This window comes from Streptomyces sp. NPDC047072 (assembly GCF_040643855.1).
Classification (GTDB): domain Bacteria; phylum Actinomycetota; class Actinomycetes; order Streptomycetales; family Streptomycetaceae; genus Streptomyces.
In genome coordinates, this window is the sequence record NZ_JBEYVC010000057.1 from 46424 (window position 1) to 57034 (window position 10611).

Here is a 10611-nt window from a genome sequence, read left to right on the forward strand (position 1 = left end):
TACGGAAAGGAGACCGGTTTCATGACTATCGCGGACGACGCCCCGGTGGACGGTGCGTCACCCGTCAAGGGCGGCACGGAGGCGGCCGTACGGTGGGGTCTGCGTGAGTGGTTAATGCTCGTGGTGGTGTGCGGCGCGTTCTCCCTCGACGCGCTCGACAACATCATGGTCGGCATCGCCACCCCGCAGATCAAGGACGAGTTCGACATGAGCACGTCCGCCGCGCAGTGGGTGGTGAGCGCCTACGTCCTCGGCTTCGGCGGCTTCCTGCTGCTCGGCGGCCGGATGTCCGACCTGCTCGGCAAGCGGCGGGTCTTCCTCGCCGGCCTCACCGTCCTCGCCGTCGGCTCGCTCGCCGGCGGACTCGCCACCAGCGGGATCATGGTGATCGTCGGCCGGCTGGTGATGGGCATCGGCGCCGCGCTGACCGCGCCCTCCGCCCTCTCGATCATCGTCGGCAACTTCCCCGAGGGCACGCAGCGCAACCGGGCCGTCGGCATCTACACCGCCTGCGGCGCCGTCGGCTACTCCATCGGCGTGGTCGTCGGCGGAGCCCTGACCGAGGCCAGCTGGCGCTGGACGTTCATGCTCTCCGTCCCCGTCGCCGTCGCGGCCCTCGTCGGCGCCCTCGTCCTGGTACCCAAGGACCCCGCGCACGACGGCGGCAAGCGGCACTACGACGCGGCCGGCGCCGTCACCGTCACCGCCGCCATGCTGCTGCTGGTCTACGGCATCGTGCAGGCACCGTCCGAAGGCTGGCTCTCCGGCGCCACCCTGGGCGTCTTCGCCGTCGCGGCACTGCTGCTCGCCGCCTTCACGGTCATCGAGTCGCGCGCCCCGCAGCCGCTCCTGCGCCTCGGTCTGCTGCGCAACAAGTCGCTGGTGGGCGCGAGCCTGATCGCCGCCGCGATCCTCGGCACCTACATGAGCTACCAGTTCGTCGGCAGCCTCTACCTCCAGAGCTACCGGGGCTGGTCCCCGTTGGAGATGGCCTTCGCCTTCCTGCCCATCGGCCTGATGATCCTCACCTTCGCGCCGCGCGCCGGGAACTGGCTCGGCCGCACCGGACTGCGCTGGCCGGTCTTCGGCGGCATGGCCGCGTACGCCGTCGCCTTCCTGCTCTTCCTGCGCGTCGGCGAGGACTCCTCGTACTGGTGGATGGTCCTGCCGAGCATGCTGCTCATCGGCATCGGCTTCCCGTTCGCCTTCACCGCCGCCAACGTGCAGGCCACCTCCGGGGTCGACGAGTCCGAGCAGGGCCTCGCCGCGGGCATCCTCCAGACCGGCTACCAGGTCGGTGCCGCGGTGGTGCTCGCCGTGGTCACCGTGCGCATGGGCGACGAGGACACCACCGACCCGGCCCGGATGCTGTCCGGCTACCACCAGGGCACCTGGGTGATCGTCGTCATCGCCGCGCTGTCCGCGCTCTCCGTCCCGCTGTCGGCCCTCGCCGCCCGGCGCCGGGCCGAGAGCCCCTGAGACACCACGCGAACGAGGCCGCTTCCCTTGCGGGGAGCGGCCTCGTCATGGGGCGGGACCGTGCTCACTCCTCCAGCAGGTCGGGCTGCTCGTGGACGATCTCGTCCCACAGCAGCTGGAAGCTGAACCAGCCCAGCTGCCGGTTCCCGAAGCCGTCCCGCGCGGCCAGCGCCTGCTCGTGGCTCATGGGGTGCACCGGACCGGCCGCCGCGGCGAGCAACTGCACCTGGGCCGCGGCCTCGTAGGTGAAGAACCAGTGCACCGCCTCGTCGACCGAACCGCCCACGGTGATCAGCCCGTGGTGGCGCAGCAGGATCGCCCGCTTGTCGCCCAGCCGGGCGGCGATGTCCTCTCCCTGCGCCAGGCTGATCGAGGGGCCCTCGTAGTCGCCGTAGAGGACCTGGTCCCGGTAGAAGGCGGCGGACTCCTGGTCGAGCGGCTCCAGGAGCCGGCCGAGGGCGCCGAGGGCACGCGAGTACGGGGTGTGGCCGTGCGCCGCGGCGGTGGCGCCCGGGTGGGCGCGGTGGATGGCGGAGTGGATCACGAAGGCGCTGGGGTTGAGCCGGTGGCGCCCCTCGACCACCCGGCCCTCGGAGTCGACCAGAAGCAGGTCGCGGACCTTGACCCTGCTGAAGGAGACACCGAACGGGTTCACCCAGAACCGGTCCTCGTGCTCGGGGTCGCGCACCGATATGTGCCCCGAGATCCCCTCCCCGTAGCCGTACTTGCCGAACAGCCGCAGAGCGGCGGTCAGCCGCTGCTTGCGGTGCCTGCGGCTGTCCTCCACGGAGTCGAAGACGGGCTCGGTGGGCAGCGGGAGTCCGGTGTGCGTGTCCGCGAGATAGGCGGCCGGCTCCCGCGTCGCGATGTCGGTCATACGGTGGCTCCTCGGTAGTAGGTCGTGCGGTGGTCGTTCGGTCTCATACGGCCTGCATGGAGTCCGCGGACCCGACGGCACTGTGCCCCGCCTCCCGGTGGACGGCTTCGGCGATGTCGACCGCCCGGTCCACCAGCGAGGGGACTCCGAAGGTGAAGAAGAGCGAGCCGGAGGCGAGATCGCCCAGCACGTGGATGCGCCGGTCGGTCTCCGACGCCGTCCGCAGCCCGCTCGTGGCCCGGTCCACCCGGACCCCGCCGCGCGGGTGCCGCAGGGCGAGCCCGCGCCCGGTGAGCGCGTCGACGAGCGCCTCGGCACCGCGCGGCACCCGGTGTGCGGGCGGGCTCACGGCGTTGACGACGACGTCGGCGCGGCGGACGCCGTCCTCGCCGTGCACCTCGAAGCCCGCACCGGGACCGGCGGTGATGCGCCGCACCCCGCGCACGATCTCCAGCGCCCCGCGCTCGGCCCGCTCCAGCAGGGTCGCCGCGCTGGCCGGCGGCATGGGGCAGCACAGGCTCATGACGGTTCGGTAGTGCTCGCGCAGCAGCCCCGACTTCTCGTGCCCGGGAAGCAGCGGCCAGACGTCCGGGCCGGTGTCCGGCACCGCGCGCTGGAGGATCCGTAGCCCCGGGTCGGCGCCGGAGACCAGACCGAGGTGACGGCGCAGCCGGGCGATCGGGTCCTCGGTGGTCCCCGAGACGATCTCCCGCGCGATCACATCCGTCCGGGCTCCCGCGGCCGCCAGCTCGGTCCGCATCAGGGCCACGGTGTCCGCGAGAGTGAGCCGCTCGCCGCGCGCGGCCAGCGCCCGGAAGTGCGCCGCGGTGAAGAACCGCGGCGTGTGCTCCACGGGACGCTGCCGGACACTGGGCAGGACACCGTGCCGGGAGGCCAGCAGGATCTCCCCGCGGTGCCCGGCCGCCGTCAGGGACAGCACCACGTCCACCGCGGTCAGCCCGCTGCCCAGCACGACGACGCGGTCGCCGTCGCCGATGCCCGCGAGCCGCCGTACCACCGGATAGGGATCCGCGACGAACCCCGGCCGGCCGGCGAGCCGGTGCGGGTCGGCCGGCTCCCCGGTGCCGACGCACAGGACGGCGTGGTCGAGGCCGTACGTCCGTCCGCCGGTGGTCTGCGCGAGGAGCGCGCCGTTCTCGCGGGCCAGGTCGACGACGCCCTCGCGGACCAGCGCGACGCGCGTGCCCAGCGAGGCGAGCCGGGTCAGCGCGCAACGGGCGCACTGCTCCAGGTAGTCGCCGTACAGCGCGCGCGGCGGGAAGGCGATGCCCGACCGGGCGTCGACGTGGTCGGCGCGGGTGCCGAGAACCACGTCCCGCGCGGCCAGCCAGCGGGAGAAGTGCCCCGGGTCGCCGGCGCGCACGGTCATGTCCTCCGGCGGGGCGTTGACCCGCAGCGTCGCCGCGTCGGGCTGATAGGCACGCCCGCGCCACAGATAAGGACCGGGATCGAACACGACCACGGATTCCGGGACTTCGTCCCGTCGGCTCAGTGCGTCCAGCAGGCACACCGCCGAGGCGCCGCCTCCGACTATCCCGATTCTCGCAGAGAAAAGCATACGAAAACCCCCGTTCAATATCGCCGACAATTCCCGTTCTGCTCCTGGTCTTGAACGGCAGGGAAAAACCGCGTGACGAGCCCCTGTAACCCTCGAACCCCGCGAAAGCAGGCCCCAGTCTCCTGGCTCCGGGGCGGCCGCTCTGGCGTGAACACGCATGCGGCATAACGGATTCGCGCAGGGCCGCTACTCGGGACCGCGCAGACTCTGCCTGCGCCACTCGCGGGGCGTCATCCCGTAGCGTTCGCGGAAGAGTTTGCTGAAATGGGAGGCGCTGTCCAGGCCCCAGCGTTCCGCGATGTTGGCCACGGTCAGATGGACCGAGCGCGGGTCGGACAGGTCGTCCCTGCAGCGCCGCAGCCGCTCGTTGCGGATCCACAGGGCCGGGCTGGTGTCCTCGCTCTGGAAGAGCAACTGAAGGTAGCGCAACGAGATGTTGTGGCTCTTGGCCAGGTGGCGGGGGGTGAGGTCGGGGCTGCCCAGGCGGGTACGGGCGAAGGTCTTGATCCGGTGCAGCAGTGCCCGCCGCATCAGCACCGGATCCTGGCCCGCCTCACCGAGCTTCTCCGAGCACACGGCGCCGACCAGGCTGGCGACACTGCTGCCCAGCTGGTCCGCGATCCCCGGGTCCAGCTCCGCCATGTGGCTCGCCGCGCTGCGCAGCAGGCCGGCGAGCAGGACGCTGGCGCCCTTGTTGCCGCACCAGGTGGCCGCCCGCAACGGGTGGTCGAGCCCGGCCCTGAGGTCGACGAGTCGATGGTCGAACTTCACGCTCACCATGTGGATCGGCTGCCGCATCCACAGGGTGAAGGGCCGGGAGCTGTCGTACGAGAAGAGGTTGCCCGCACGGGCCACGGCGGTCTTGCCGTCCTGACTGACCCGGACCTCGCCGGCGAGGACGCAGGTGAGGTAGAGCGGGGTGGCCGCGGCCCTGCTGAGCAGGAGTTCGGTGCGTTCGACGGCGTGCGGGCCGGCCTGGACCTCGGCGAGCTGGACGGTGCCGAAGGTGCCGGTGACGATCGCTCCCTGGAAGGTGCCCGGTTCGGTCCGGTAGACCTGCAGCGGCCCGCAGGCGTCGGTGACGAGATGTCCCCATGCATGGAAACCGCGGTGCAGGTTCGTCTCATCCTGTGTGCGCAGCACACGCACCGGTCCGTATCTCTCGACCAGCGTCGCGCTCATGAACGGGGTTCCGCCGCTTCGGGCCCGAATAAGAAAACGCCTCGTGCTTTGCGGGACATGAGTGTCCCCTCCCCCGGTCCAATACGTGAGTCGTGAAACAGTGCGTTTCATTCTGCGGCGCTGTCCCTGGCGCAGGGCCAGTGCGGTTCACGCCATGATTCAACGAACAAATGTTGACGGTCCGTACTGGTTTGCGGATTCGGGACGGTCCGCCTGCGCGGCGCGTAGTTCACAGAGAATTCATGAGAGGTATCGGGACCGGAGGAGGGCTATGTGGGCCGAGGGCGCGCGGCGCCCGCGGGGGCCGGGGACCGGAAAGGCGGTCTTGACTGGACCGGCCGCCCGGTGTGTACGGCTGGTCAGGGAGCGGGCACACCGCCGTGCACGACCTCGTGCTCCCAGGCCTCGCGTGGCTGGGTGTGCAGTCGCCAGTAGTGCTCGGCGATGTCGTCCGGATCGTAGGCGGTGCCGGGTGCGACCGCGCCGGGCACGGTCACCGACGCGATGTGGACACCTGCCGGACCGTACTCCGCGTCGAGCAGTCCGACCAGGGTTCTGACACCGAACTTCCCGAGGCCCAGGCTGACGTAGCCCGGGTCGACCCGGGGCATCCCGCCGGTGACCAGGATCGTCCCGTGACCCCGTGCGGCCATGCCGGGGGCGACGTGTGCGGCGGTGCTCAGGGCGCCCACGACGTTGACGGCCCAGGCGTCCAGCTGTCCCCGGGCGCCGAGCTCGCCCGGGGCGTCCCGGCGGATCAGCGCGGCGTTGTAGACGGCCACGTCGACCGGGCCGAGCTCGGCCTCGGCCGAGTCGAGCGCGGCCCGAAGTGCGTCCTCGTCGGTGCTGTCGGCGGTCAGGGGGAGAACCCTGCCGCCGTCCCGTCCGATGTCGGCGGCCACCCGCGACACGGTCTCGGGGCGGCGGGCGATCACGGCGACGGAGAACCCCTCCCGCACGAACCGCGCGGCCACCGCCCTGCCGATCCCCGTCCCCGCACCGACCACCACCGCTGTCGACATCCTCAACTCCCTTGATTCCCCGGACGCTTACGTAGCGGAGAGTACGTCACGGGGGTGCCGGGAGGGGTGGGGCAACACTCCCGGCGCACCTGGCGCGGGGGCAACCCGGTGGCACCGGGGGCGCCCTGCACCCGAACCCTCACGATGGATTTCGGATACGCCGCCCGCCAAGCAGCTCGGCCTCAAGCCGGGGCATCGCGTACGGTCGGACGGCGCGCCCGACCGGTGGGACATCCCGGCCTCACCAACGGCCGCGACGTGGCCTCCGGCGCCCCTCACGACGCGGATGTCGCCGTCGCCTTCCACCGCGACCGCTACCAGCGCCTCGACCTCGGGCTCACCCTGCCCAGCGGGCTGAACCACCACCCGGGCTTCCTCGTCGGGGAGGAGCCGTGGTCCCTGGCCGCGGAGGTCGGCAGCAACCACATGCTCAGCTACGGCGACCCCGCGTATCCGCCCTTCGTCCTTCGCTCAGAACCCGCACGTCGACATGGTGAACGGCTACGACCGTGTCGACCACCCGACCCGCCTGGCGCAGGTCTCGACGATGATGGACACGGTCGACCCCGACCTGTCGGCCTTCGTCCGGCGCGGTGGCAAGCTCGTCGTCCTGGAGTGCACCGCCGACTACGCGCAGAGCACCGCGATGGGGATGGAGCCCTACGACCGACGCGTTCATGCGCCTGTACCTCTCCGCCCGGCACCGACCACAGCTGCGGTGGCTCCATCGATCCGAGCACCCTCGACAGCGCCGGGAACACGGCCTACGGCGTGGCCATCAGCGCCGGAACCGCGCACGGAGTGCCGCGCAACGACAAGCGGGCGAGCCCCCTGGACGCCTGCCACCCGACCCTCCCGCCGCTGGTCATCGCGGAACTGCTCGCCGACGCGGACTGGCGAGTGGTGGAAGCCGCAGCGTCCAACCCCTCCCTGCCGCCAGCCGTGATGTGGGACCTGGTGAGCCGGCAGTGAGCGCACCGCCCGCCGGGCGAACCCTTCAGCCGCCTGATGCATCCCCTGGTGGTGCGGCAGTGATGCCCGGCGAACGGCTGCCGGACGGGCGCCGCCTCTGCTCCGACGAACCGCTGTCGCAGGACAAGGCGGAGCGGAACGTCCTGTGAACGCCGGCCCCACGAACTCCTGCTAGGACCAACCTTGCGCGAAGGGGGTGTTCAGTTGCGGGCCGGCGGCGTATAGAAGTCGCCGACCGACGTCCAGACACCGTTCTTCACCTCCACCCGCTGCACGCTGCGGGTGCCGAGATGGTCGCTCGCGCTGAACTTCATCTCGGGTGAGACCCCGGGATCGATCGAGGACGCTTTCTGGTACGCCGCGATGATGGCCTGGGAGGTGACCGGCCCCTTGATGGTCTTCACGATCTCGGCGAACACCTTCGCGTTGCTCCAGCCCCACAGCGCGAGGAACCCGGCGTCCTGCCCCGGCTCGTACTTGGCCATCGCGGTACGGAACTCCTTGACGGCCGGGTCCGGATCCGAGGGCGCCTTCACCAACTGCACGGCTTTGAGACCCTCGGCGGCGTCCTTGGCCAGCGAGACCGTCGACTCGGCGGCGACGGGCGCGTAGGCGTACGTAGGCAGGGAGAGGCCCTGGAGCTTGGCCTCCTTGAGGAAGGCAGCCGCCTCGGGGGAGGTGAGGATCAGGATGACCGCTTGAGGGTGAGCGGACTTCACCTTGCTGATCACGGGGGTGTAGTCGGTGGTCTGGTACTTGACCGGCAACCGGTCGACCTCGACCGAGGGATCCACCTCCTTCGCGACGGGCTCCACCTGCTTCGCCACGTTCACGAACGCGGCCGGGTCGCTGTGGACGACGAGGATCTTCTTCGCGCCGTCCTGCACTGCCCACGCGGCGACCGCCGCGGCCTGGTCCTCGTACAGCGTCTGGGTGCCGAACAGGCCGGGCCGGGGCGGCTCGTACCAGTTCTCGGCGCCGCCCACCTCGTTGAGGACGGGCACCTTGGACTGGTTGAGGACGTACGGGAAGGCCGCCTCCGCCTGCGAGGTGCCGTTGGCGTTCACGATGGCCACGACCTTGTCCTGGGCCACGAGTTCACGCGCGATCTGCACGGTCTGCTGCGGGTCGGCCGCGTTGTCCTTGACCGTCCAGTCGATCTTGCGCCCGTTGATGCCGCCGTGCGCGTTGAGCATCTTGAAGTACGCGTCCGCGCCCGCCTTCTCGGGCACCCCGTACGCGGCGGTCGCGCCGGTGAGGGGCAGCCACGCGCCGATGTGGATCTCGGACGAGCCGCCGGCGGAGCCCGCGGAGTCCTGTCCGCCGCACGCGTTCGCGGTCAGCGCCACCACGGCCAGGACGGCTGTCGTTCCCGCGACGCGGCGGAACTTTCTCATGGTTCGAAACACGGTCCACCTCGTTGAGGACGGGATTGTCAATTCACCGGAGATGCAGGGGCGTTGGCCGCCGGGGGAGTGGCGGCTCCGAGGCCGCCGCTGAAGTACGCGGCTTCCGCCAGGGAGGCGAAGGCCGGGTCGTCCGGCCGCCCGTGGGCGGCGACGGCACCTTCGTGCAGGACGGCCACCTCGTGGCAGACGGACAGGGCCCGGCTGAGGAGTTGTTCGAGGAGTACGACGGTCAGGCCGTCGTGGGCGAGGCGGGCGAGGCGGTCGTAGACCTCGTCGACCAGGGCCGGGGCGAGTCCGAGCGCCGGTTCGTCGACGATCAGGACGTCGGGCGCGACGATCAGGGCCCGGGCGATGGCGAGCATCTGCTGCTCCCCGCCGGACAGGCCGCCGGCCGAGGCGGACATCCGGTCGCGCAGCCGGGCCGGCAGCCACTGGACGGTCTCGTCCATTCGCTGCCGCAGCCGCGCTCCGTTGATGCCGGTCGCGTACGCGGCGACTTCGAGGTTCTCGCGCAGGGAGAGCGTCTTGAACAGGGCACGCCCCTCGGGCGCCAGGCTGGTGCGGACGACTGCGTCCGTCTCCCGCTCACCGCGGGTCGCCGTGAGCGAGCCGTGCAGGATCCCGGCGAGCGTGCTCTTGCCCGCTCCGTTGGCCCCGGCGATGCCGAGGACGGCCCCTTGGCGGACGTCGAGGTCGACGTCGCGCAGGGCGACCACACCGCCGTACGAGTGACCGATCCCGTGCAGCCGGATCATCCTCCGCTCGCTCGCCTGCTCGGGCGGGCGCGTCCGGCCGTCGACGGTTCCCAGGTACGACGACCTCACTTTCGGGTCCTCCAGCACGGTGTCCGGGGTGCCCTCGCCGATGGCGCGGCCGAAGTCGAAGGCCAGCACGCGATGGGCGACGGCGAAGAGGTCGTCGAGGACGTGGTCGATGACCACCACGGCGGTGCCCTCGGCGTGCAGCCGCCTGATGTGGCCCGCCAGCAGCTCCCGTTCCCCGGCGTCGAGACCGCCGAACGGCTCGTCCAGCACGAGGAGTCGGGGCTTCTCGGCCATCGCGCGGGCCAGGTCGAGCCGCTTCTGGAGTCCGAACGGCAGCTCGGCCGGGCGGCGTTCGGCCACGTCCGCGAGTCCGACGGAGTGCAGCAGCCGGGCGACGTCGGCCAGGTCCCGGGCGGTGATCCGGCGGCGGGTGCACAACACGTTCTCGGCGACGGTGAGTTCGGAGAACACCTCGGCGTGCTGGAACGTACGGCCGATGCCCAGTCGCCGGCGCGCGGTGGCCCGGGTCTTGAGCAGCGGTTGGCCAGCGAAGTCGGCGTTCCCGCTCACCCGGCCGTTGCCGGTCAGCCCGGACAGGGCGTTCAACAGGGTCGTCTTTCCCGCCCCGTTGGGCCCGATCACCGCCAGGATCTCATTCGCGCGCAGGGACAACGAGGCGTCCTCCAGGGCCTTGAGGCCGCCGTACGACACGGACAGGTGCTCCAGGCGCAGCAGCACGGAGCCGCCCTCACGCGCGGGCGTGGTCGGTGGGGCGTCCGTCGACGGCCCCTCGGGCAAGGGGACTTGGGCATCCGGCCTGCGCACCACCCTGCGGACGAGCCCGGCGAGGAACGGCACGGCTCCACCCGGGAGGAAGAGGAGCACCGCGATCAGGACGAGGCCCTGGACGACCGGCTGCGGCAGCCCCACCGCGGAGGACAGCGAGGCATTCCATGTGAGGTAGACACCGCCCGCCACGGCGCCGACGATCGTGCCGGCCCCGCCGAGCACGCACGCCCCGATCAGGGAGATGCCGAACGCGAGGGAGAAGGGCTCCGGACTGACGAACCCGGTGAGGAGACCGAGCAGCACGCCCGCGAAGCAGGTGCACGCCCCGCTCACCGCGAACGACAGCGACGACTGCGCCTCCGGCGCGATACCAATCGTACGGGCGGCCAAGGGGTGCGACTTGGCGGCCACCAGCCGCATCCGCAGGCCCGACGCGGCGGCGGGCACGGCCAGCGCGAGGACCCCCACAACGGCCGCCAGGATCAACGGGGTTGTCTCGGCGTACGGCGGCCAGGACAGGTCCGTCGCCACCGCCGCG

Annotated in this window: 8 protein-coding genes and 1 pseudogene; 3 read left to right on the forward strand and 6 right to left on the reverse strand. The window is 71.5% G+C overall.

What is annotated here, in order from left to right; translation table 11 throughout:
• The first annotated feature begins 21 nt into the window (after nucleotides 1–21).
• Nucleotides 22–1479 carry an MFS transporter gene (locus tag ABZ896_RS24025; protein WP_360932589.1) on the forward strand — a complete coding sequence of 486 codons (1458 nt, stop codon included), beginning with the start codon at nucleotides 22–24 and terminating at the stop codon, nucleotides 1477–1479.
• Nucleotides 1480–1543: 64 nt separating this feature from the next.
• On the opposite strand, the gene ABZ896_RS24030 is transcribed toward ABZ896_RS24025, so the two are convergent.
• The 4 genes from ABZ896_RS24030 to ABZ896_RS24045 all read right to left on the reverse strand — a co-directional run bounded on the left by ABZ896_RS24030 (nucleotide 1544) and on the right by ABZ896_RS24045 (nucleotide 6139).
• Nucleotides 1544–2356 (reverse strand): class II aldolase/adducin family protein, encoded by an 813-nt coding sequence (locus ABZ896_RS24030; RefSeq protein ID WP_360932592.1) that lies wholly within the window; start codon nucleotides 2354–2356, stop codon nucleotides 1544–1546.
• A gap of 43 nt (nucleotides 2357–2399) precedes the next feature.
• Nucleotides 2400–3935, reverse strand: a complete 1536-nt coding sequence (locus ABZ896_RS24035) for an FAD/NAD(P)-binding protein (RefSeq protein ID WP_360932595.1) — start codon at nucleotides 3933–3935, stop codon at nucleotides 2400–2402.
• A gap of 186 nt (nucleotides 3936–4121) precedes the next feature.
• Nucleotides 4122–5117, reverse strand: a complete 996-nt coding sequence (locus tag ABZ896_RS24040) for a helix-turn-helix domain-containing protein (RefSeq protein WP_360932598.1) — start codon at nucleotides 5115–5117, stop codon at nucleotides 4122–4124.
• A 359-nt stretch (nucleotides 5118–5476) separates the two neighbouring features.
• Entirely contained in the window at nucleotides 5477–6139 is a 663-nt protein-coding gene (locus ABZ896_RS24045) for an SDR family NAD(P)-dependent oxidoreductase (RefSeq protein ID WP_360932601.1), read from the reverse strand.
• Nucleotides 6140–6629: 490 nt separating this feature from the next.
• Here ABZ896_RS24045 and ABZ896_RS24050 point away from each other — a divergent pair.
• Together ABZ896_RS24050 and ABZ896_RS24055 are read left to right on the forward strand one after the other, a co-directional pair.
• Nucleotides 6630–6797 (forward strand): annotated as a pseudogene (locus tag ABZ896_RS24050) (tannase/feruloyl esterase family alpha/beta hydrolase); the annotation flags it as partial.
• Nucleotides 6798–6910: 113 nt separating this feature from the next.
• Nucleotides 6911–7111: a hypothetical protein gene (locus tag ABZ896_RS24055; protein ID WP_360932617.1), complete on the forward strand. Its 201-nt coding sequence runs from the start codon at nucleotides 6911–6913 to the stop codon at nucleotides 7109–7111.
• A gap of 200 nt (nucleotides 7112–7311) precedes the next feature.
• Here the strand turns inward: ABZ896_RS24055 and ABZ896_RS24060 are convergent, their stop codons facing one another.
• Together ABZ896_RS24060 and ABZ896_RS24065 are read right to left on the reverse strand one after the other, a co-directional pair.
• Nucleotides 7312–8508: an ABC transporter substrate-binding protein gene (locus ABZ896_RS24060; protein WP_360932604.1), complete on the reverse strand. Its 1197-nt coding sequence runs from the start codon at nucleotides 8506–8508 to the stop codon at nucleotides 7312–7314.
• Between the two features lie 38 nt (nucleotides 8509–8546).
• Nucleotides 8547–10611, reverse strand: a 2065-nt coding sequence (locus ABZ896_RS24065) for an ATP-binding cassette domain-containing protein (RefSeq protein WP_360932607.1), incomplete at its 5' end; no start/stop codon positions are given.

Coding starts and splice junctions, on each gene's coding strand:
- ABZ896_RS24025 (WP_360932589.1), top strand. CDS start 22: ATGACTATCGCGGACGACGCCCCGGTGGACGGTGCGTCACCCGTCAAG.
- ABZ896_RS24030 (WP_360932592.1), bottom strand. CDS start 2,356: ATGACCGACATCGCGACGCGGGAGCCGGCCGCCTATCTCGCGGACACG.
- ABZ896_RS24035 (WP_360932595.1), bottom strand. CDS start 3,935: ATGCTTTTCTCTGCGAGAATCGGGATAGTCGGAGGCGGCGCCTCGGCG.
- ABZ896_RS24040 (WP_360932598.1), bottom strand. CDS start 5,117: ATGAGCGCGACGCTGGTCGAGAGATACGGACCGGTGCGTGTGCTGCGC.
- ABZ896_RS24045 (WP_360932601.1), bottom strand. CDS start 6,139: ATGTCGACAGCGGTGGTGGTCGGTGCGGGGACGGGGATCGGCAGGGCG.
- ABZ896_RS24060 (WP_360932604.1), bottom strand. CDS start 8,508: ATGAGAAAGTTCCGCCGCGTCGCGGGAACGACAGCCGTCCTGGCCGTG.